18 protein-coding genes and 3 tRNA genes are annotated in these 22,019 nt (G+C 42.1%); 14 read left to right on the top strand and 7 right to left on the bottom strand.

From position 1 onward, the window contains the following. Positions 1-25: 25 nt before the first annotated feature. Positions 26-688, bottom strand: coding sequence for a hypothetical protein (locus KIH87_RS13930; protein WP_232358466.1), 663 nt, complete (start codon positions 686-688; stop codon positions 26-28). Positions 689-1,111: 423 nt separating this feature from the next. On the opposite strand from KIH87_RS13930, the gene KIH87_RS13925 reads away from it, so the two are divergent. The 10 genes from KIH87_RS13925 to KIH87_RS13880 all read left to right on the top strand — a co-directional run bounded on the left by KIH87_RS13925 (position 1,112) and on the right by KIH87_RS13880 (position 12,625). Next, positions 1,112-1,188 (top strand) — tRNA-Pro (locus tag KIH87_RS13925). Positions 1,189-1,328: 140 nt separating this feature from the next. Continuing rightward, positions 1,329-1,405: transfer RNA gene (locus KIH87_RS13920), tRNA-Arg, on the top strand. Positions 1,406-1,446: 41 nt separating this feature from the next. Continuing rightward, a tRNA-His gene (locus tag KIH87_RS13915) sits at positions 1,447-1,522 on the top strand. A 321-nt stretch (positions 1,523-1,843) separates the two neighbouring features. Beyond that, positions 1,844-3,145, top strand: a complete 1,302-nt coding sequence (gene tig, locus KIH87_RS13910; RefSeq protein WP_232358465.1) for a trigger factor — start codon at positions 1,844-1,846, stop codon at positions 3,143-3,145. A 90-nt stretch (positions 3,146-3,235) separates the two neighbouring features. After that, on the top strand, positions 3,236-3,865 hold the full coding sequence (clpP, locus tag KIH87_RS13905; RefSeq protein ID WP_232358464.1) for an ATP-dependent Clp endopeptidase proteolytic subunit ClpP: 630 nt from the start codon (positions 3,236-3,238) through the stop codon (positions 3,863-3,865). A gap of 268 nt (positions 3,866-4,133) precedes the next feature. Then, the gene (clpX, locus tag KIH87_RS13900; protein WP_232358463.1) at positions 4,134-5,411 is read left to right on the top strand and encodes an ATP-dependent protease ATP-binding subunit ClpX; all 1,278 of its coding nucleotides are present in this window, start codon (positions 4,134-4,136) and stop codon (positions 5,409-5,411) included. 145 nt (positions 5,412-5,556) lie between these two features. Continuing rightward, the gene (gene lon / locus KIH87_RS13895; RefSeq protein WP_232358462.1) at positions 5,557-7,905 is read left to right on the top strand and encodes an endopeptidase La; all 2,349 of its coding nucleotides are present in this window, start codon (positions 5,557-5,559) and stop codon (positions 7,903-7,905) included. A 294-nt stretch (positions 7,906-8,199) separates the two neighbouring features. Further along, entirely contained in the window at positions 8,200-8,472 is a 273-nt protein-coding gene (locus tag KIH87_RS13890; protein ID WP_232358461.1) for an HU family DNA-binding protein, read from the top strand. 402 nt (positions 8,473-8,874) lie between these two features. Further along, positions 8,875-10,497: a methyl-accepting chemotaxis protein gene (locus KIH87_RS13885; protein WP_232358460.1), complete on the top strand. Its 1,623-nt coding sequence runs from the start codon at positions 8,875-8,877 to the stop codon at positions 10,495-10,497. A gap of 232 nt (positions 10,498-10,729) precedes the next feature. Further along, the gene (locus KIH87_RS13880) at positions 10,730-12,625 is read left to right on the top strand and encodes a SurA N-terminal domain-containing protein (RefSeq protein ID WP_232358459.1); all 1,896 of its coding nucleotides are present in this window, start codon (positions 10,730-10,732) and stop codon (positions 12,623-12,625) included. A gap of 92 nt (positions 12,626-12,717) precedes the next feature. Here KIH87_RS13880 and KIH87_RS13875 read toward each other — a convergent pair whose 3' ends face one another. From KIH87_RS13875 to pspF, 6 genes are read right to left on the bottom strand one after another with little or no spacing between them, the layout of a single operon-like run. Then, positions 12,718-13,515 (bottom strand): ATP-binding cassette domain-containing protein, encoded by a 798-nt coding sequence (locus tag KIH87_RS13875; RefSeq protein WP_232358458.1) that lies wholly within the window; start codon positions 13,513-13,515, stop codon positions 12,718-12,720. Further along, positions 13,516-14,508, bottom strand: a complete 993-nt coding sequence (locus tag KIH87_RS13870; RefSeq protein WP_232358457.1) for an oligopeptide/dipeptide ABC transporter ATP-binding protein — start codon at positions 14,506-14,508, stop codon at positions 13,516-13,518. It abuts the gene before it with no gap. Beyond that, positions 14,508-15,401: an ABC transporter permease subunit gene (locus KIH87_RS13865; protein WP_232358456.1), complete on the bottom strand. Its 894-nt coding sequence runs from the start codon at positions 15,399-15,401 to the stop codon at positions 14,508-14,510. Before KIH87_RS13865 ends, KIH87_RS13870 begins: the two co-directional genes overlap by 1 nt. Then, positions 15,388-16,419, bottom strand: a complete 1,032-nt coding sequence (locus KIH87_RS13860; protein ID WP_232358455.1) for an ABC transporter permease — start codon at positions 16,417-16,419, stop codon at positions 15,388-15,390. Before KIH87_RS13860 ends, KIH87_RS13865 begins: the two co-directional genes overlap by 14 nt. Beyond that, positions 16,416-18,053, bottom strand: a complete 1,638-nt coding sequence (gene sapA / locus KIH87_RS13855; protein WP_408635750.1) for an ABC transporter substrate-binding protein SapA — start codon at positions 18,051-18,053, stop codon at positions 16,416-16,418. Before sapA ends, KIH87_RS13860 begins: the two co-directional genes overlap by 4 nt. Then, positions 18,040-19,128, bottom strand: coding sequence for a phage shock protein operon transcriptional activator (gene pspF / locus KIH87_RS13850; protein ID WP_232358454.1), 1,089 nt, complete (start codon positions 19,126-19,128; stop codon positions 18,040-18,042). Before pspF ends, sapA begins: the two co-directional genes overlap by 14 nt. Before the next feature lie 214 nt (positions 19,129-19,342). Between pspF and pspA the strand changes: the two genes are divergently transcribed. The 4 genes from pspA (at position 19,343) to phhA (ending at position 21,827) form a co-directional block, all read left to right on the top strand. Continuing rightward, a complete protein-coding gene (gene pspA / locus KIH87_RS13845) occupies positions 19,343-20,023 on the top strand; it encodes a phage shock protein PspA (RefSeq protein ID WP_232358453.1) in 681 nt (226 codons plus the stop codon). Positions 20,024-20,072: 49 nt separating this feature from the next. Then, positions 20,073-20,309, top strand: coding sequence for an envelope stress response membrane protein PspB (gene pspB, locus KIH87_RS13840; protein ID WP_232358452.1), 237 nt, complete (start codon positions 20,073-20,075; stop codon positions 20,307-20,309). After that, positions 20,306-20,740 (top strand): envelope stress response membrane protein PspC, encoded by a 435-nt coding sequence (pspC, locus tag KIH87_RS13835; RefSeq protein ID WP_232358451.1) that lies wholly within the window; start codon positions 20,306-20,308, stop codon positions 20,738-20,740. Before pspB ends, pspC begins: the two co-directional genes overlap by 4 nt. 286 nt (positions 20,741-21,026) lie before the next feature. Then, positions 21,027-21,827: a phenylalanine 4-monooxygenase gene (gene phhA, locus KIH87_RS13830; protein ID WP_232358450.1), complete on the top strand. Its 801-nt coding sequence runs from the start codon at positions 21,027-21,029 to the stop codon at positions 21,825-21,827. Positions 21,828-22,019: the final 192 nt, after the last annotated feature.

Here is a 22,019-nt window from a genome sequence, read left to right as displayed (position 1 = left end):
TCCGCTAGCTTACTTTTGCGCCTGTTTATGCATCGCTTGAGCCAAAGCCGAAGCTCTGTACAGAGCAGTATTGTTTTTTGTTGTCAGAGTTAAATACGGCTTTCATTCTGTCTACAGTGTTAGCAGTATCTCCGTCGGTTCCAAGGTGGATATCCTGACGGCAAGTTGAGTCGCCATGGAATTTATGTTCAATGGTGTCTGAATCTTGTTCGGCATTCTTAAAAAATGTATGGACACTGGCCATTACTGTGCCAGCCATTGCTGCTTCAGCGCCCGTATCTTCAAAGAATTTTAACGCAGCTTTGATTCCTTTTAAAATGTCGGAAACAGCAGAATCCAATAGCTTCATCAGTTTCCCGCCATCCTGAATCAGGTAGTAAATACCGTCATCCTCTGCGCAGCGCCACGCTACATTCCAATGGCTTCTATGGCTTGGATTAACTACAAGATCGTAATACTTATCACCTTGATTGAATAAACCGTCCATTGGCTGGATTTCTATGTTGCCACCTTCAGGTAATGATAGAGTATTTCCCAAGCTGTTTTTCGCTGAAAATAAAACTGTTTTTTCGTTGTAGCGATTTTTGTTTGGATCACTGCCAGTATACTGAAAATGATGAACAATCAGCTCTTGAATTGGAAATCTTGCGTGGTTAGCGATTCGTACGGTTCTGGTTTCATTAGACATTGATTTATTCCTTTTAATTTTGGATATGGTTAAAAACAAATGTGCTGTATTGGGGATGAGTATGGCTCGTTCAGACATTCTGAATTTCGTTTCATGCCTCATCAGCGACGAGCATAGTAGCAACCGGAATGCGTGTGACATATTTCAGGTTATTTCACCTAAAGGTGAGTATTAGAACGTGAAACAGATGAGTTTGACTTGATTCGAGAGCTGATTTTCCACGCATAAACATGTGCAAAGCTGTAGGGGGACTACCTGTTGAGGTAAATCTGAATATGGCGCTAAATCAGAATGAAATTCGTCTCTTTTGACGTAAAAAACAGCAGTCAAAACAAGATGCAAAAAAAGTGTTTGACGACATAGAACCAAATCAGTAATATCCGCCCCCCGTAGCCACTGAGGAATTTAGTGGCAGGAAAAAGTCGGTGAGTAGCGCAGTTTGGTAGCGCACTTGGTTTGGGTCCAAGGGGTCGCAGGTTCAAATCCTGTCTCACCGACCACTTTTTCCTACGTTAGTATTTGAATGTATCGGTCGAAATGTTGTGATAATTTTTATAACAACATTGAGCACAGCAGGATAGCCGTTGTTTGAGTAAAGTAAGTTATTCAGTCAAAGGTTTTATACTCGGCTCATTTTGATGCGTCCGTAGCTCAGCTGGATAGAGCAACGGCCTTCTAAGCCGTGGGTCGCAGGTTCGAATCCTGCCGGACGCGCCATTTACATTCAAGGCTTATGGATTAAGCCGATAGTCCCAGTGGTGGGCGTAGCTCAGTTGGTAGAGCCCCGGATTGTGATTCCGGTTGTCGTGGGTTCAAGCCCCATCGTCCACCCCATTTTCTCTCTTCTCTAATTATTCCTTTTATTCCCTTTTTATTTCTAATTTCCTCTTTATTTCTATGTCTTGTGGCGCGTGGCTTTTAGCTGTTTTTCCACTCTTTTGCATTTTATTTAAATTGATATGCTTATCCTGCATTTTATCCCTCGACTCCTTGTATTGCTATCGGTATACTACTGCGTCTTTTTTGTCATGTAATGTGACCAGCTTCCCAAATAGACAGCATTGAGGTTACCGAATCCGCCACAAAACGTTGGCAATTGGTATGGGACTGGAAACAATGTTTAGAGTGCTGCGGCACGAAAGTTGAGGTAAAAGAATGCAAGTTTCAGTAGAGGCAAATGAAGGTCTAGAACGCCGCCTTACTATTACTGTTCCAGCAGATACTATCGATTCTGCTGTTAAATCCAGATTGCAACAGTTGGCCAAGACCCAGCGTATTAATGGTTTCCGTCCTGGTAAAGTCCCTGTTTCTGTTATTCAAAAGCGTTACGGTAAAGCTGTTCGCCAGGAAATCGCTGGTGAAGTTATGCAGCGTAATTTCTTTGAAGCTGTGACTAAGGAAAAGCTTTCTCCTGCAGGCATGCCTTCTTTCGAGCTTAAGAAAGACGAAGATGGTCATGATTTGGAATTCGTTGCTGCTTTTGAAATTTACCCAGAAATTGAAGTGAAAGATCTGGATAAAATCAAAATCGAAAAGCCTGTTGTAGAAATCAAAGACGAAAACCTTGAGAACATGCTGCAAACGTTGCGTAAGCAACATGCAAGCTGGATCGAGGCTGATCGCGCTGCTAAGGAAGACGATAAAGTCACTATCGACTTCGTTGGTACTATTGATGGCGAAGAATTTGATGGCGGTAAGGCTGAAAACTTCGCTCTGGAAATGGGCAAAGGCCGAATGATTCCTGGCTTTGAAGAGCCAATCGTTGGTAAGAAAGCGGGTGATGAGTTTGTTGCCGACGTAAACTTCCCTGAAGATTACCATGCAGAGCAATTGAAAGGTAAAGCGGCACAATTCGCAATTACTTTGAAGAAAGTAGAAGAATTGGAATTGCCTGAATTGAACGATGAGTTTGCTAAAACTTTCGGTATCGAAGACGGCGATTTAAACAAATTGCGTGATGAAGTTAAGCGCAACATGCAGCGCGAATTGGACAATACTTTGAAAGCACAAGTTAAAGAGCAAGTGCTTGCTGGTTTGGTTGAAACTAACCCTGTTGATTTGCCTGCCGCATTGGTTAAGCAAGAAATTGACTCTTTGCGCCGTCAATCAATGCAACGTTTCGGTCAAGGTATGACTGGTAATATGCCTGAATTGCCAGATGAGTTGTTCGAAGAAAATGCTCGTCGCCGTGTTTCTGTTGGTTTATTACTAGGTGAAGTCATCAAGTCTGAAGATTTGAAAGTTGATCAGGCTCGCGTTCAGTCCATGATTGAAACAACTGCTTCAGCTTATGAAGATCCGGCAGAAGTGATTGAATACTACAAGAGCAACAATGAATTGATGCAACAGATGCAGAATTTGGCTCTGGAAGATCAGGCGATTGACGCCGTTCTTGCCAAAGCTTCTGTAACTGAAGTGAATAAAGACTTTGACGAGATCATGAACAAACAAGCATAAAATGTTTGTATTGAATTGACTTTGTTATAGTCCTCCTGCTTAAATGCTCAGTACCTACTGAGCATTTTTTTATTTTAAGACATCAAAAATATGTTTAATCCTGTTCCCGAAGTACATAATGCCCTGGTTCCAATGGTTATTGAGCAAACCTCTAAAGGTGAGCGCTCTTATGACATTTACTCTCGTTTGTTGAAAGAGAATGTTGTGTTTTTGGTTGGGCAGGTTGAAGATCACATGGCCAATTTGATTGTGGCTCAACTGTTATTTCTTGAGGCTGAAAACCCGGAAAAAGACATCTTCCTTTACATTAATTCTCCCGGTGGCTCTGTAACCGCTGGAATGGCGATTTATGACACAATGAATTTTATCAAACCTGACGTGAGTACGGTTTGTATTGGTCAAGCTTGTAGTATGGGAGCCTTCCTTCTATCTGGTGGAGCTAAAGGGAAACGTTATTGCTTAAATAACTCTCGAGTGATGATCCACCAACCACTAAGTGGTTTCCAGGGGCAGGCGTCTGATATTGAAATTCACGCCAAGGAAACATTGGCAATTAAAGAAAAATTGAACAGACTTTTGGCTGAACACACTGGTCGTGATTACGAGCAAGTTATCAAAGATACAGATCGCGACAACTTCCTAAGCGCTGAAGCTGCCAAAGAATATGGTTTGATCGATCAGGTTTTGTTCAATCGAATGGATGCCCATAACAAGGCTTAATTTAGCCTTGTCGAAAGAACATCGTTGGTATCTGAACCAACTGCAAACTAACCTGTATTGGTAGCAAACATTTTTCAATTAAAAGTGCTTGTGAGTTAGCTACTTACATACTATACCAAAACAAGTCGGTTTAATTTTCGAAGCAGTTAGAGCATCATAGAGTGCTTGGTTATTTTGTCTTTGATAAATAGTCAGATGCCCATATGTTTAGGAGAATGGCCTGTTTTTGATGTTAAGGCGATTCGAACCATGCAGAGGTGTGTATTAAATGAGTGAGCAACAAAGTGGAGACGGCGATAGCAAATTATTGTATTGCTCCTTCTGTGGCAAAAGCCAACACGAAGTACGCAAACTAATCGCTGGCCCTTCTGTTTTTATTTGTGATGAATGTGTCGAGTTATGTAACGACATCATTAGGGAAGAGATTAAAGAAATCTCACCCAGGAAAAAGGAAAACGCACTACCTAAGCCTACTGAAATTCATACCCATTTGGATGATTACGTCATTGGGCAAGATTACGCTAAAAAGGTATTGTCGGTTGCCGTTTATAACCACTATAAGCGCCTCCGCAATGGTGATACCCACAACGGTGTAGAGCTTGGCAAAAGTAACATTTTGCTGATTGGTCCTACCGGTTCGGGGAAAACACTATTGGCAGAAACTCTGGCTCGTTTGCTGGACGTTCCCTTTACTATGGCTGATGCAACTACGCTGACCGAAGCGGGTTATGTTGGTGAAGACGTAGAAAATATTATTCAGAAACTGCTACAAAAATGTGATTACGACGTCGAGAAAGCTCAGCGTGGTATCGTTTACATTGATGAAATCGACAAGATTTCACGTAAGTCGGATAATCCGTCTATTACCCGTGATGTGTCTGGTGAAGGTGTTCAACAAGCCTTGTTGAAACTGGTCGAAGGCACCATTGCTTCCGTTCCACCTCAAGGTGGTAGAAAACATCCTCAGCAAGAGTTTTTGCAAGTAGACACTTCTAAAATCCTGTTTATTTGCGGTGGTGCTTTTGCCGGGCTGGACAAGATTATTGAACAGCGTTCTCACACTGGTACTGGCATTGGATTTGGTGTCGAGGTCAAGAGCCAGGAGAACAAGAAAAGTTTGAGTAAGCTGTTCCAGCAGGTGGAACCGGAAGATTTGATCAAATATGGTTTGATTCCAGAGTTTATTGGTCGTTTGCCTGTTGTTACCAGTTTGGAAGAGCTTTCTGAAGATGCGTTAATTCGTATTCTTAAAGAACCTAAAAATGCATTAACCAAACAGTATGCAGCTTTATTTGCATTGGAGAATGTGGACTTGGAATTCCGTGATGATGCACTTCATGCGATTGCGCAACGAGCTATGGACAGAAAAACCGGTGCTCGTGGCTTACGCTCAATTGTTGAGGCAATATTGCTGGATACCATGTATGAATTACCTTCTATGGAAAATGTAAGCAAGGTTGTTGTCGATGAAACGGTGGTAAAAGGTGAATCAAAACCTATTCTTATTTACGACAACGTGACTGAGAAAAAAGCCGCTTCCGAGTAATAATGCAACTTTTAAAAAGAGGCCCTGAGGGCCTTTTTTTTAATTCTTCGGTAGAAATCGATTTACCAAATAAATGTTTGAAGTTTGTCTTGCCAACCCCATATTTAAACATTAAGTGAATCGAACCAAATTAAAGAGAGTGAAAATGAGTGAAGAAAAGCTAACCACTATCGAAATGCCGGTGTTAGCGTTGCGGGATGTTGTAGTTTATCCCCATATGGTCATTCCCTTATTTGTTGGACGGGAAATGTCTATCCGCTGTTTGGAAGCGGCTATGGATAAAGATAAGCAAATTTTCCTCGTAGCACAGAAAGATGCGGGTGTTGATGATCCGAAAACCGATGATATTTATACCGTTGGTACTATTGCTACTTTATTACAACTTTTAAAATTACCTGATGGTACGGTAAAGGTTCTGGTTGAAGGTAATCAACGAGGAAGTATCCAGGAATACGTTCAAACAGACGATTATTACATTGCCAATGTTGTGCGCAATGATGATATCGATTTGCCTGAAGCTGAGCAGGAAGTGATGATCCGCTCAGCGATTTCCCAGTTTGAAGGCTATGTCAAACTGAACAAGAAAGTGCCGCCTGAAGTATTGACTTCCTTAAATGGTATTGATGAAGCGGCGCGCTTGGCTGATACCATGGCTGCTCATATGCCATTGAAGCTGGCTGAAAAACAGAAAGTGCTGGAAATGACCAACGTCTCTGAACGATTGGAATACTTGATGGCTCTGATGGAAGGCGAAATCGACCTGTTGCAGGTTGAGAAGAAAATCCGTACTCGCGTTAAGAAGCAAATGGAAAAAAGCCAGCGTGAGTATTATCTGAATGAGCAGATGAAAGCGATCCAAAAGGAACTGGGTGAGCTGGATGATACGCCTGATGAATTTGAAGCATTAGCGAAGAAAATCGAAGATGCGAAAATGACCGACGATGCTATGGAAAAGGCAACGGCGGAATTGAATAAGTTAAAAATGATGTCGCCTATGTCGGCTGAGGCAACCGTCGTTCGAAGCTATATTGATTGGTTGGTGAATGTTCCATGGTTCAAACGTAGTAAGGTTAAGAAAGATCTTAATCTGGCTCAGGAAGTATTGGATGCCGATCATTATGGGTTGGAAAGAGTCAAAGAACGCATTATTGAATATCTTGCCGTTCAACAGCGTGTGAAAAAATTGAAAGGCCCCATTCTATGTTTGGTTGGGCCTCCTGGTGTAGGTAAAACCTCATTAGGTCAGTCCATTGCTAAAGCTACGGGTCGTAAATACATCCGTATGGCGTTGGGTGGCGTTCGTGATGAAGCTGAAATTCGCGGACATCGTCGTACCTATATTGGTTCATTGCCTGGCAAACTGATTCAGAAAATGGCTAAAGTTGGCGTCAAGAACCCATTATTCCTGTTAGATGAAATCGATAAGATGTCTTCGGACATGCGTGGAGATCCTGCATCTGCACTGTTGGAAGTATTGGATCCAGAACAAAATAACAGCTTTAGCGATCATTATCTGGAAGTGGATTACGATCTGTCAGATGTTATGTTCGTGGCAACGTCAAACAGCATGAATATTCCAGGTCCTTTATTGGATCGTATGGAAGTCATTCGTTTGGCGGGTTATACCGAGGATGAAAAGCTGAATATTGCATTACAGCATTTGATTAAAAAGCAAATGTCACGCAATGGCTTGAAAAAAGGTGAACTGACAATCGAAGATTCCGCCATTATTGGCATGATTCGTTACTACACTCGTGAAGCTGGTGTACGTAGTCTTGAAAGGGAAATTTCTAAAGTTTGCCGTAAAGCGGTGAAGCAAATTCTGACCGATAAGAATTGTAAATCGGTGGTTGTGTCTCAGGACAATCTTAAAGATTACCTGGGCGTTCAGCGTTTTGACTATGGTAAGGCTGACAAGAATAATCAAATCGGACAAGTTACCGGATTGGCCTGGACTCAGGTGGGCGGCGATTTATTAACTATCGAAACGACATCTGTACCCGGTAAAGGCAAGACTACTTTCACAGGTTCATTAGGTGATGTCATGTTGGAGTCCATTAAAACAGCGATGACAGTCGTGCGTAGCCGTGCTGAGAAATTGCGTATTAATGACGACTTTTATGAAAAGCGTGATATTCATGTTCACGTTCCAGAAGGTGCAACACCGAAAGATGGCCCTAGTGCAGGTATTGCAATGTGTACTGCATTGGTGTCCAGTTTAACAGGCAATCCGGTTAGATGTGATGTTGCAATGACAGGTGAAATTACCCTGCGTGGTGAAGTGTTGGCAATTGGTGGTTTGAAAGAAAAACTATTGGCGGCGCATCGAGGTGGAATTAAGACGGTTATTATTCCAAAAGATAATGAACGTGATCTGGAAGAAATCCCGGAAAATGTAAAACAAGACCTCGCAATTCACCCTGTTCAGTGGATTGATGACGTGCTTAAAATTGCGCTTCAGGAAAACCCTGAAGGTATAGAATTGGCTAGTTAGGTATAAATAACTTGCCAATTTCGTGCAGTTTTGGTGTCTGAAGGGGCTTTTGCCCCCATTTTTACCGCATTTTTTTAAATAAATTGATAATAAAAGGCTTCCCAAACTGAAAAGTTGTGGTAGCCTTTATACCAGATTTGCTGGAAGCCTTGTCAGTTAAGGGTTTCGGCGATCCAACCAACTTTTTAAATAATTGTTAAACATTGCTTGAAGTTACTTATCAAGCTTGTTATAACGTCTCTGCAACAACAATTGTGCGGAACATTAATAATAACAATTGAAGGGGATGATATTGTGAACAAAGCTCAACTAATCGACGCGATTGCTGCAAGTGCTGATATTTCTAAAGCTGCTGCCAGTCGTGCTTTGGATGCATTTACTGATGCAGTTACCGAAGCACTTAAAAATGACGACCAGGTAGCTCTAGTTGGATTCGGTACTTTCTCTGTTCGTGAGCGTGCTGCCCGTAGTGGTCGTAACCCTCAAACAGGTGAGACAATCCAAATTGCTGCTGCTAAAGTGCCTTCTTTCAAAGCTGGTAAAGCATTGCGTGACGCTTGCAACTAAGCTAACGCTTCCAGTTTAGTAGCTTTAAAAGCCTTTGCATTTGCAGGGGCTTTTTTATGTCTGATTATTTATTCTAACCAATAAGCTTTTTATTTCTCCTTGCCTTCATTATTCGATATCTACAATCCGTAGAAAACCTTTCCGCTTTATTTAATTTCTGTTTGTTTTTTGTTCAGTTTGTTCGTCGCTAAATTTCCCCGAGTCTTTGTAAAATATTAACTATATCTTTCGATGGTAAAATTTTGACTCATTGTGTTTAAGTTTTGTACACTCTTTTGCATATCGTGGTGGTGTTTTGGGTTGGGGGCGGTTTCATCCGTTGCAAATGATCGATTCTCTTCAGGGGAATAGTTGTTTGTGGGTGAGCGCTATGGGTATTTTATTATTCAGGTGCAGAACAAAATGAAGAAAGGAAGTTTGGGTGTATTAATAAGTACACCGGTGATTTCTGTGATTTGTATTTTGACATTGCTCAATGTGTTTAGCTTAATTCAGCTAAATAACAATGCGTCAGATATGGAACTTGTAGAAAGTGACATTATTGGTTCTGAGCGTCTGATCAATGATTCCTCACAGAATTTTAAAACACAAATTCAAGAGTGGAAGAATGTCCTGCTTCGAGGCAGTGATAGAACTAGTCGAGAAAAGTATTGGCAAAGTTTTATTCAGCGCGAATCTTTGGTGCAAGAAAACATACAGACATTACTTTTGCAGCACTCTCTGTCGCCGCAAACCAAACAATTACTTCATGCATTCAGTGAGAAACATAAAGCGATGTCGATCACTTATCGTGATGGTTTCAGAGAATTTCAGAATAATGACTTTAACCATACGCAAGCCGACCTTTTCGTTAGAGGCATTGATAGAGAACCTGCAAAATTACTTGAGGACGCTGCGGAACGCATTCGGATGGAGTCAACCCATAACCTTGAAGAGATCCGAGCTACAGCCAGCAGTACGGCAACGTTAATTTTAGTGTTGGTATTTTTACTGACAATTGGCGCCACGACATTTGTTCTTTATATGTTGCGTCATCAAGTGATTCGCCCGATTAAACGCATCATCAAAAGCATTGATGCTTTAGCCCATCGAAATTACAACGAAAAACTGGATTATCAAAGTGAGCACGAATTAGGCCGATTGGCAGATTCAGTTCGAATTTTACAAGCTAATCTTGGTCAGGCCGTGGTTTATCTGGAGAAGGCTGAAACTGGAGTGAATCAGGGATTCGATACCTTGGCCGAGATTAATCGTTTGTCTTCTGATGGAGCTGAAAAGCAATCTCGCACTTCCTCTTATTTGGAAAATAAAGTATCTGAATTAGGGGAAATGTCTGTAGATATTATTTCTTATGCATCGCAAGCGAATGTTGCCACTAAAGAAGTGGCGAATAATATGGATGTGTGTTCTGAAATATTTCTTGAGGCCAATAAAGGGTTTGAAAGCCTGGTGAATAGAGTGTCTGAAACCGCAGATAAAATTGAACAGCTTCAGGCTCAAAGCGACAAAATCGCCAATGTGACTAATGTGATAAAGGGAATTGCCGATCAAACTAATTTGCTGTCATTGAATGCGGCTATAGAAGCTGCCCGAGCTGGTGAACAGGGGAGAGGCTTTGCTGTTGTAGCTGAGGAAGTGAGGAGTTTGGCATTAAAAACACAGGGATCGACCGATGAGATTGAGCGAATTATTTCTGAGCTTACTCGTATGACCGAAGATGCCACAAAGTCGATGAGAGCAGGGCGAGACTTAACCCGTAAAAATTCCGATGATTCTCTTCGTGCAACACAAGCATTAAATGTTGTGGTAGAAAATGTCAAAACCTTAAAACAGGCTTTTGAGCAACTGGAACAGGCATGTGATGCTCAAAAGGGAATTTCTGATGAAATGACCCAGGTTGTGAATGATGTCATTACATCGACTAACGAATATATAAAGCTTTCTCAAGGCGATGATTTATCCCGAAGTGTGCAAAGTGCCAGTGATCAATTAAACCGAGCTGTATCGGAGTTGGTTGACCGTTAGACTGTTATTGAGCTGGTTAAAAATTGTCAGTATTCCCTAGTTAAATATTAGTCTATAATACCGCGTCAAATTTTTTGCTTGAGGGCTTGAATCTGATAGTTAGATGCGTTTATTACATCTGACCTGATATTAGATTTAGCCATAAATTACATGCCTGGCACGCTGTTAAGTTCAAATGCTTCAGCCTGTTAGCGGATGAGTGTAGAACTCTATCTGGAGAGTATTAAATACAATGTTGGATAAAATTAGAGAAGGCGCCAGCGGAATTATCGCCAAAGTTATTTTAGGATTGGTTATCCTGAGTTTCGTATTTGCGGGTGTTGGAAGTTACTTGAATTCAGGCAGTGAAATTCCTGCTGCAACAGTGAATGGTGAAGATATCTCCAGTAACACTCTGGAAAGAGCTTATCAGAGTGAACGAGCCAGAATGGAATCGCAACTGGGAGAAGCTTTTTCTCAATTAGCTTCGAATGAAGATTACCTGGCTAATTTCCGTCAAAGCATTCTGGATAAATTGATCAGTGATAAATTGTTGGATCAAAAGGCCGAAGAACTGGGTTTACGCGTCAGTGATGAGCAAGTTAAAGACGCTATTTTCAGCATTCCAGCATTCCAGGTTGATGGCGTATTTAACAATGACCGTTTTCAGACACTTATTCGCCAGTCAGGCTTTAAAGTGACTGATTTTAGAGACAACTTGCGCATGGAGTTGACTCGTCAACAACTGTCTCAGATCCTTTTAGGTACTGACTTTACTTTGGATAGTGAAGCTCGCCATTCATTGCAATTACAGAAGCAGACTCGCGATGCCCGTTTTGTTGCTGTATCGATGGATGAATTCGCTAAAAACGTTAGCATTTCAGATGAAGAGCGTAACCAATATTACAAGAGTAACATTGCTAACTTTGAAACCGAAGAAATGGTCAAAGTCGCCTATGTTGACCTGAAAATCTCTGATTTGATGGAAAAGGTTGAAGTTACCGATGCTGACGTTAACACTTTCTATCAGGAGCATATGGATAATTACCAAACGCCTGAAGAGCGTCGCGCCTCGCACATTTTGATTGAATTTGGTGATAATGAAGACGCTGCGTTAGCTAAAGCACAAGATTTGCTGAATATTGCCAATACTGGTGCGGATTTCGCAGCTTTGGCGCGTGATAATTCTGCAGATGCTTTCAGCGCTGAAAATGGCGGTGACCTTGAGTGGTTTGGTCGTGACGTGATGGATCCTGCTTTTGAAGAAGCGACATTTGGTTTACAAAATGTGGGTGATATTTCTGAGGTCGTGAAAAGCGAGTTCGGTTTCCACATTATTAAGCTGACCGATATTAAGCCAGTACAAGTGAAAGAGTTCGATGAAGTGAAAGATGAAATCGCTCAAACTCTGAAACATGATAAAGCGGCAGAATTGTTCTATGAATATCAAACGCAAATGAGTGAATTGGCGTTTGAAGTTCAGGATTCTTTGCAGGATGTTGCGACAGTCGCTAATTTGGAAGTGAAAACGTCAGACTTGTTTAGCCGCTCTACTGCGCCCGCTGATTTAGCGAATTTGACTGTATTGGATACTGTTTTCTCTGCAGACTTTATTGCAGAACGAATTAATAGTGATGCGTTGAGTGTTTCTGATGACCATTTGATGTTTGTTCGTGTTACTGACCACCAGGATGCCAGAACTAAATCTCTGGAAGAAGTAACGGCAGATATTGATGCTGAGTTAACCAGGCAAAAAGCAGTTGCTGCTGCAAAAGAATGGATGATTGCATTGAAAGACTCAGTTGCTAATGGTGACGATGTTACTGCCAAATTGGCTGAACATTCTTTGGAATGGCAAGTTCAAGCAGGCGTAGGCCGATATTCTGGTGCTATGGACTCGCAGTTAAGAACTGAATTGTTCAAGTTGTCTGTAACTGATAGCCGTAAGATTGTTGAAATGGCTAACGGTGATGTTGCCTTGTTGGAATTGCAGAAAGTGAACCCGGTAGATACTTTGGATAACAATGAAGTTAAAGCTGTGGCTCAACGATTGGCAATGAGAAAAGGCCAGGATAACTTCTCTAATGTGTTGGCGGTTCTGAAAGAACAAGCTGATATAGAGTATAAGAGAGCTCAAGCGGCTAATTAACCGCTTATCTCCAAATAGATAAAAGAAAGCCAGCTTAATGCTGGCTTTCTTTTTGTGTTCTTCATTTTGTGTTCTTTATTAAGGCAAAAGCGCTATTGGTTAAATACTCGATTATCAACCAGCGTTCTGTATGCGTTGATAAGCTTCTTCGTGTACTCGGTTTTTGGCCAGTTGAAAATTGTCTCGGTTTTTCCTGACTCAACAATCTTGCCTTCCCGCACAACCAGAATACGGTCACTTATGTGACGTACTATGCCCAGGTTGTGAGAGATAAAAATAAAGCTTAGACCAAGCTTGCGTTGCAACTGCATAAGCAAGTTGACCATTTGTGAGCGTACAGAGGGATCCAGTGCCGCAAAAGGTTCGTCTGCTACGATCACCTGAGGGTTCAGAATCAATGCTCTTGCTAAGGCAACACGCTGGCTCTGTCCATCTGAGAGCATATGGCGATAGAAATGAGCGTGCTCAGTTAAGAGTCCGACTTGAAGCAAGGTTTCGTTAATTTTTTCCAAGCGTGCCGTTGGTTCTAAATCGGTATTCAGCTTTAGTGGCTCTTCCAGGATATTTCCAACGGTGACTGCGGGGTTTAATGATTCGCGGGCGTGCTGGAATATCATGCGAATATTCAAGCTGCGCTGTTTCATATTATTGTGTTGCAGTTTCTGACCATTTAACAATATGCTGCCCGAGCTTGGCGTATCAACGCCCACAAGCAGGTTTGCTATTGTCGATTTACCAGAGCCGTTTTCACCAATAACCGCGATGGTTTCTCCGGCTTTAATTTCAAAGTTAATTGGCCCTACAACAAATTGATCAGAATTCGTTGGATTCCAACTACGTCTGGTTTTGCGCTTAAGTAAAAGTTGTTTTACTGAAAGTACCGGCGTCACTTAGCGATTCCTGTGTAGTGGGAAATGGCAGGCATATAAATGATCCTGAATATGTCTGACTGTAGGTATTTTAACGCATTCCTTTTGTGCTCTTGGGCATCGCGGGCCTAATCGGCAACCAATCGGCAAATGTTGCAACGTGGGAATAGTGCCTTCCAGCGCATTCAAATCTGCTTTTGGGTGTAAATCCTTACTGAAACTTGGAGCGCTATCTAACAGAGCTTTGGTATAGGGATGCAGAGGGCGTTTGCGTAACTGCATCAATTTGCCACTTTCTACCGTTTGCCCGCAATATAAAACCGTCATGGTTTCAGCAATACTGGCAATGGCTAACAGGTCGTGACTTACAAACAAAATACTCAAATTTTTGGTTTTGTTTAGCCTGTTGAGTAACTTTAGAATTTGAATCTTGGTGGTGATTTCCATGCCCATGGTTGGGTCGTCTGCGATCAGCAGGGTGGGTTCCGACACCAACGCCATGGCAATCATAAACTTCTGGCAAATATCTTCCGGAATTTGGTGTGGGTAGCTGGAGACGCATAGCTCATGCTCTCGTATGCCGACTTTATGTAGCTGAGCCGTGACGATTTGATTGCGCCGCGCTTTGCGCTCCCAGAACCAGCCTTTTCCGATAAGGTGCTCAGGAATGGCTTCTTCTAACTGTTCTCCCAGCGTTGCCGTTGGATCCAGTGAGTTTGCTGGATTCTGAAATATAACCGCGATATCTTCGCGTGTAATTTGTCGGCGTTCTTCCGGGCTCAGTAAGGTGAGGTCTTTACCTCGCCAATCCATACGATCTGCTGCGATTCTCCATCCCTCGTTCAACGCCCCAACAATGGCTTTTACGATCAGGCTTTTTCCTGAACCTGATTCGCCGACTAATGCGCGTATTTCGTTGGCTCCAATCGACAAATTGATTTTGTCCAAAGCCTTTACCCAGCCATTGGTGGTTTGGATTTCCAAAGTAAGATTTTTAATATCGAGTAAAGGCATTAGTGCAGCAACCTGTTGTGTAGTGCGGTACGTAGACCGTCACCGACTAAATTGATGGAGACAATCATCAAAAATATTGCCGCTCCAGGGGCTGCAATGCTCCAAGGGGCTATATAGGCGATATCTAAACCTTCCGATAGCATTGCGCCTAACTCTGCTTTGGGGGCTTGTACACCAAGGCTGAGGAATCCTAGAGCACTGATATCCAAAATCGCCGTGGAAAGAGCATGTGTACCTTGAACAACCAGCATCTGAATGATATTAGGGAAAACAGAATGGATGAAAATGTGCATTCTGGATGCACCGTCTAAGCGAGAGGCGGTAACGTAGGGTTTATCCAATTCTTTTTTCACGGCATCCCGTGTGTAGTGGATAAATTGTGGTATTAGTGCGAGCGTAATGGCCCACATTGAATTGACCAGACCTGGCCCTAAAATAGCTACAATGATAATGGCTATCAATAGTGTTGGAATTGCCATGATGGAATCCAACAAGTGATTTAGCATACTGCTTTGCATACCGCGGTTCATACCCGCCAAAGCACCAATGACAACTCCCACAATCAGGGAAATCATGACCAGAAATAGGCTAATGCCAAAGGTGACTCTGCTGCCATAGATAACCCGGGTTAGAATATCTCTACCCAAAGCATCGGTTCCTAACATGAAGTCAATACCGCCATTGGGAGCCCAGGCAGGCGGAATGAGTAATGCTTCAGTATGTTGTGTTTGCGGTGTATAAGGCACGATATATGGCCCGATCAGCATTAAAAAGACAAAAAACATGAAGCAGCATAGGCCAAAGAAAGCCACATGACTTTTACTGAATTCGAGCCAGGTCTGTTGTAATGGTGAAGGATGCAGTTCTTCTTGATATAAACTAGTTTTTAACACGTTTAAAATACATCCTTTGTGGATCAATCAGTTTATGCAAAACATCGATACAGACAGTAAATATCACCACCAGACTGGCTACTGACAGCATGCCTGCACGAATAGCCGGATAATCTTGTTGATAAATGGCTTGAATGAGCCAGTTGCCTATACCTGGCCAGGAAAAAATCGTTTCTACTATCATGGCGTTAGTTAGCAGGGTTGTAAACTGCATGGCAATTTGCGGCATGATGGGCAATAGGGCATTGCGTAAACCATGCTTGAAGAATACTTGAGAGTTAGTTAAGCCTTTGGCGTAAGCCGCTCGAATATAGTCACTGGACATCACATTGATAACGGAGCGGCGAGTCGTCTTCATGATGATAGTGCTGGTTACAATGGATATTGATATGGTCGGCAATAACATGTGACCTAGCGCATCAACAAGTGCGGCGCGCTTGTTGGGAATATCTGCCGTTAAAATATCATAGATAATAAATCCCGTATTATTGGGAATCTCATACAGCAGGCTTATTCTGCCAGAAATAGGGAACCATCCCAGTTGCAGTGAAAAAAACAATATCAGTAGTAACGCCAACCAAAAAACCGGAATGGAATAGCCAATGAGATTTATGCCTAGTAACGTGGCATCGGAAAATTTTCCGTGATTCAAACCGGCGATAAACCCCATTGGTATACCAACCAGTAATGAAATCAATAAAGCATAGCTGCCTAATTCGATACTGGCTGGAAGTAATAAACGTACTTCATCGAAAAGCGGTTGTTCAGAAGTAAAGCTGGTTCCCCAATCCCCTTGCCATAGCAGTTCCAAATAGCGTAAATACTGGCTGAAAGCACTTTTATTGAGATAGTAATATTCGACTAATTGTTTGTATTCTTCTGGCGTGGTGTTGCTGCGTCCAGATAAGTTAACTACCGGATCACCGGGGAAAATGTGGGCAAGCCAATATGAGGCTAATGAGAGCACCATTAGCGTCACAATGAGCAGGCTTAATCGGCGTAGGAAGTATAAGTTCATTGTTCTTTATACACTCCGCCAAATCGAATTCCACCAAAGGGGTTTATTTCCAGGTTTTTAACGTTATTTCTGTACGCTTGATAACGATAGGCATGAGCGATCGGAACCAAAGGAATCTGGTCTGCGATAATTGCATTGGCTGCGTGGTATAAAGCAGCGCGCGTTGTTTCATCAGAGTAGGTGAGCGCTTCATTAATCAGTTCGTCGAATTTTTCTGAACACCATTTGGCTCTATTCGTGCCTGATTCAATAGACGCGCAACTGAGCAGAGGTCGATAAAAGTTATCAGGATCACCATTGTCGGCCGACCAGCCTATTAAAATGGAATCATAATTCCCTTCAGTGAGCCTGCGTCTGAAGGAATTCCACTCAAAACTGACAATATTTACCTCTACGCCAACCTTGCGTAAGTAAGCCTGCATGATCTCTGCCATCATAACTGCATTTGGATTGTATTTACGCTCAACTGGCATGGCCCAGATGTCCATACTGAAGCCTTCGCCTATGCCATTTTTCTTCAAAAGTTCTTTTGCTAAAACAGGATTGTAGCTAGTGCCTTTTAGATCTTCCTGATACGCCCAAGACGAAGGAGGAACAAGGCCGTTTGCTCTAATGGCACTATCGAAATAAACAGCTTCAAGCAAGGTTGATTTGTCGATAGCCATTGCCAGTGCTTTTCGTACTTCCACATTGTTGAACGGCGCTCGGGAAGTATTGAAAGCCCAAAATCCGACATTTAATCCGGGTTTTTCGTCCAATTGCAGATTAGGACGTTCACGAATAATTTCCAGTTCACTGTGAGCCGGCAAGGATATGACGTCACACTCTCCAGTCATTAACTTGGCTAAACGCATAGAACTCGAGGGGGTTATATCGAAAATGAGTTGGTCAACAATGGGAATATCTCGCCAGTATTTGTCATTTTTAAAGTAGCGAATGTATCGGTCTTTTTGGTGCTTCTGAAAGCGGAAAGGACCTGTGCCGATGGGGTCATGATCCAGCATTTCAGGTATGCCTTTTCTTAACAGATATTCACCGTACTCAGCAGAGAGTACGATGGCGAAATCGGTGGCTAAATTGGCAAGAAATGAACTGTCGGGTTTATTGAGGTGTATTTCAATTCGATAGCCGTTGATACGTTTTACATCTTCAACGACTTTTTCCAGTTCAAGACTTGAAAAATAAGGGTACTGACCGCCAGATATGTTGTGATACGGATGTTCAGGGTCGCGCCAGCGATTAATACTGAAAATGACGTCATCTGCGTTGAAACTTCTTGAGGGAGTAAAATAATTATTAGAGTGAAACTGAATGTTTTTTCTGAGTTGGAAAGTGTAAATAAGGCCATCGTCGCTGATTATCCAGCTTGAGGCCAACCCCGGCACTATCTTGCTGGTAACAGGATCAAATTCTATCAGGCGATCATATATCTGGTAGGACACTGCATCTGACGTTATACCTGATGTAACAAGTTGAGGGTTGAACGTTGCTGGATTACCTTCGGAACAATAAACGAGGCCATTCTTGCCGGGATTAAATTCCATAAATTCAGTACAGGCAGAAAGAAACGCACAGGTGAATATTGATACTGTGAGCCAGCGCCAATTTGTGTGCAGCAATTTAACTTTCGGCATTCTCGGTTTGATCCAGCAGGTTGTACTTTTTGAGATAGCCTCTTAACTGATGATAGGTTAAGCTCAGTTTTTCTGCAGTACGTTTTTGATTATATTGGCTGTCTGCAAGTGCTTGTTTAATCAAGTCTATTTCAAAGTCCTGACTACTTTTCTTTAAATCTACCGGGAAGTTAATTGGCTTACTCGGAGCAATCGCTTCATTCGAGATTGATGTTGTGGGAGTCTCTTGAACAGATTGGGCAATGGCGGTCTCTGCAACCCTATCTTTGGTTTTCATACGGGTTTGAGGTCGATAGATTGATTCAAATGGGTCGAGAATGATGTCATGCACTGGTAAATAGGGATTGTTACAGCGATAAACGGCACGTTCGACAACGTTTTTTAATTCACGAACATTACCCGGCCAATGGTAGTCCAGCAAGGTTTGACGCGCTTTCTCTGTGAATCCGCTAAATAGTTCCATCTCCATTTCGCGAGCCATGTTGATTGCGAAATGTTCGGCGAGTACGAGTATGTCATCCCGACGCTCTCTAAGTGGCGGTAACGTGATGACATCGAATGCAAGGCGATCCAGCAAATCTGCACGGAATTCTCCCTGATCGGCAAGAGTGGGAAGATCTTCGTTGGTGGCGGCGACTAAGCGCACATCTACTTTTACCGAGCGAGAGCCCCCAACACGTTCAAATTCTCCATATTCAATGACTCGAAGCAGTTTTTCCTGAATCAATCCAGATGTATTGGCTAGTTCATCAAGAAATAAAGTACCGTTGTGGGCGAGTTCAAAACGGCCTTCTCTGCGCTTGGTCGCTCCGGTAAATGCGCCTGCTTCATAGCCAAATAACTCTGATTCGAGCAGGTTTTCATTGAGTGCTGCGCAGTTAAGCTTTAGGTAGGATTGATCCCAGCGTTTGGAAAGGTAGTGTAGGCGAGCGGCAATCAGTTCCTTACCTGTTCCCCGTTCACCAATAATGAGCACTGGCTTATTCAGTGATGCGATTTGAGATACTTTCTCGAGAACTTCAAGAAAACTGTTTGCTTGTCCAATTAAATTATCTTGCTGACGAAACCGACTCATTAGATTCCTCAAAAATTAGTAAATTTCACTAATTTGTGGCCTTAACTAATAATATTCCACTATTGCTAAAAAGCCTATTTAAAATTTTATTTTTATTTATCATGAAGTTACATAAAAGCACGGATTGGCCTGTTATTTGAATGAGTCTGACCACGTCTACAGAAATTGGCATCTGAAAGATACCCTAACATCATAATTTTTGAGGTATTAGAATATGGGAATTTTCTCTCGTTTTACAGATATTATTAATGCAAATATCAACTCGTTGCTGGACAAAGCAGAAGATCCAGAAAAAATGGTCAGACTGATCATTCAGGAAATGGAAGATACATTGGTTGAAGTGCGTTCAGCGTCCGCAAAAACCCTTGCCAACAAAAAAGAATTAACTCAGCAGATTAACAAATGGAAAAGTGAAGCCGATGACTGGCAAAGTAAGGCTGAGTTAGCTATCAGTAAAGAACGTGAAGACTTGGCTCGTGCTGCACTTATGGAAAAGCAGAAGTGTGTTGATCATGCTGATGCGCTGGAACGTGAGCTAGGCTTGGTGGATGAGCAAATCGGTAAGCTTCAGGATGAAGTCACTCAGCTACAAGACAAACTGGCCGATGCGAAAAATCGTCAAAAAGCGATTCTGATGCGTCAGAAAACAGTGAGTTCACGTCTGGAAGTGAAGAAACGTTTGAATAATTTTAATGTTGATGATGCTATTGGACGTTTTGAACAGTATGAGCGCAAGATCGATAGCATTGAATCTCAGGTTGAGTCTTATGATATCGGGAAGCAGTCATTAGCACGTCAATTTGCTGAGCTTGAAGAAAATGGCAAGATCGACAGTGAACTTGAAGCATTGAAGAAGAAAGTTCAGGCTAAAAGTAGTGAAGGCCCACAAGAGTAATTGTTAGTGCCAGTATTTCAGTGAAGATAAGTCGAGAGGGGATTGCGAGGTGGAAGAGTTAATCGGTTTAATTGTAGCGCCAATCATCGTATTTTTGGTCATTGTTGCGCCTATTTGGTTAGTGTTACATTACAGAAGTAAGAGACAGATTAGTCAGGGATTGTCTGAAGAGCAGGTACGGTCGTTGAATGAATTGGCGCAGACCGCTGAACAAATGGCTGAACGTATTCAGACATTAGAAGCAATTCTGGATGCCGAAACGCCTGAATGGAGGAAGAAGGTATGAAGGTAAAAGGAGAGTTATACCGAGATCCCGACAAAGGCCAAATCGCTGGCGTTTGTGCTGGCGTTGCTGAGTATTTTGGCTGGGAACTTTGGTTGGTAAGAATCATTATGGTGTCAGGATTCTTGCTTACAGGAGGGAGTTTTTTCCTGATGGCCTACATCGTTGGCTGGTTTATTCTGGAAAAGAAACCTAAAGGACTAAAGAGTACCGGCTCAATTGATGGAAGCGGAAACAGAACTTCTTCTGGCAATGTTAAAGTTGAGACCAAGATTGAAGTGAAATCAAGAGTTTGGCAAGCAGGAGAGCCGCCTATTCAGGCATTCGTCGACATTGAAAGCAGTTTTGGCAAATTGGAGACGCGCTTGAGAAAAATGGAGAGTTATGTCACTTCTTCGGAATTCCAATTGAATCGAGAATTCAAAAATTTGTAGTTAGATTCAACTTACAAACTTAATCTGATACGAAAGGCGACCATTGGTTGCCTTTTTTGTGACTGAAATATTTATATTAATCAGTGTCTTAATTTAATTTTGTAACGCTTGCATTACAAAAATAAGCCCCTTCAATCAGAGCGTAACAGCTTACTCGTGAGCGTATTTTCAGTAGACTGAGTTGCATAAGATTCAACGATTCCCCAGACACCTTTTAGCGTAAAGTTGGCTATGCATCATGGGTGTAAAAAGTGGGATTGTGACAAGAATATGAGGGGTAACAATAATGGCTAAAGGTACAAAATATATCTCTAGACAGCCCAATGCTGAAGGTTTTATTGATTGGCCTGCTGATGAAAACGATACATGGCAGCAATTAGTTGCTCGCCAACTGGATATTATTCCTGGACGTGCATGTGACGAGTTCATGCATGGTCTGAACTTATTGGATCTGCCCCATGACCGTGTTCCTCAATTGTCTCAGGTTAATGAGGTGTTGGGAGATACCACCGGATGGCAAGTAGCTCAGGTTCCAGCTCTAATCAATTTTGATGAGTTTTTCCGTTTGTTGTCTAACAAACAGTTTCCGGTTGCGACTTTCATTCGTACCAAAGAAGAGTTTGATTACTTGCAGGAACCCGATATTTTCCATGAAATTTTTGGTCATTGTCCGTTGTTGACTAATCCAGCATTCGCTCATTTCACTCATACTTATGGACGATTGGGTTTCTCAGCCTCTAAAGAAGAGCGTGTGTCTTTGGCGCGTTTGTACTGGTTCACGGTTGAGTTTGGGTTATTGAAACATGAAGATGGCTTACGCATTTATGGCGGAGGTATTTTGTCATCTCCAGGTGAAACTATTGCAGCGTTGGAACATGAAAATGTGAAGCGTCATGCGATGAACGTCGTCGATGTTATGCGTACACCTTATCGTATCGATATTATGCAGCCCATTTATTATGTTCTTGAAAAAATGGATGACTTGTATGAATTGTCTGAAATGGACTTGATTGCAAAAGTTCAGGAAGCTCGTAAATTAGGGCTGTTCGAGCCGCTTTTCCCGCCAAAAATCAAGAAGGCAAGTTAGCCTTTGTTGTATGTGTGATGTCCAGTTTGAGGTTTAGCTTCAAACTGGGCAACGTTCCCGTCTTCACTGCTCCGATTTGTTACATTATTCAACGTTAATTTACTCTCTTATCATTTTATCTATTTGAATATTAAATATAAATTATCATTCCTTAAGTTTCGGTACTGCTAAGTTTTATATTGCTCCCGTTTG

The organism is Paraneptunicella aestuarii, from assembly GCF_019900845.1.
Classification (GTDB): Bacteria; Pseudomonadota; Gammaproteobacteria; order Enterobacterales; family Alteromonadaceae; genus Paraneptunicella; species Paraneptunicella aestuarii.
This window is presented reverse-complemented; position numbering and strand designations above follow the sequence as displayed.

Bases quoted from the DNA above. Each gene is read 5' to 3' on its own strand.
- KIH87_RS13930 (WP_232358466.1), bottom strand. From the start codon at position 688: ATGTCTAATGAAACCAGAACCGTACGAATCGCTAACCACGCAAGATTT.
- tig (WP_232358465.1), top strand. From the start codon at position 1,844: ATGCAAGTTTCAGTAGAGGCAAATGAAGGTCTAGAACGCCGCCTTACT.
- clpP (WP_232358464.1), top strand. From the start codon at position 3,236: ATGTTTAATCCTGTTCCCGAAGTACATAATGCCCTGGTTCCAATGGTT.
- clpX (WP_232358463.1), top strand. From the start codon at position 4,134: ATGAGTGAGCAACAAAGTGGAGACGGCGATAGCAAATTATTGTATTGC.
- lon (WP_232358462.1), top strand. From the start codon at position 5,557: ATGAGTGAAGAAAAGCTAACCACTATCGAAATGCCGGTGTTAGCGTTG.
- KIH87_RS13885 (WP_232358460.1), top strand. From the start codon at position 8,875: ATGAAGAAAGGAAGTTTGGGTGTATTAATAAGTACACCGGTGATTTCT.
- KIH87_RS13880 (WP_232358459.1), top strand. From the start codon at position 10,730: ATGTTGGATAAAATTAGAGAAGGCGCCAGCGGAATTATCGCCAAAGTT.
- KIH87_RS13870 (WP_232358457.1), bottom strand. From the start codon at position 14,508: ATGCCTTTACTCGATATTAAAAATCTTACTTTGGAAATCCAAACCACC.
- KIH87_RS13860 (WP_232358455.1), bottom strand. From the start codon at position 16,419: ATGAACTTATACTTCCTACGCCGATTAAGCCTGCTCATTGTGACGCTA.
- sapA (WP_408635750.1), bottom strand. From the start codon at position 18,053: ATGCCGAAAGTTAAATTGCTGCACACAAATTGGCGCTGGCTCACAGTA.
- pspF (WP_232358454.1), bottom strand. From the start codon at position 19,128: ATGAGTCGGTTTCGTCAGCAAGATAATTTAATTGGACAAGCAAACAGT.
- pspA (WP_232358453.1), top strand. From the start codon at position 19,343: ATGGGAATTTTCTCTCGTTTTACAGATATTATTAATGCAAATATCAAC.
- pspC (WP_232358451.1), top strand. From the start codon at position 20,306: ATGAAGGTAAAAGGAGAGTTATACCGAGATCCCGACAAAGGCCAAATC.
- phhA (WP_232358450.1), top strand. From the start codon at position 21,027: ATGGCTAAAGGTACAAAATATATCTCTAGACAGCCCAATGCTGAAGGT.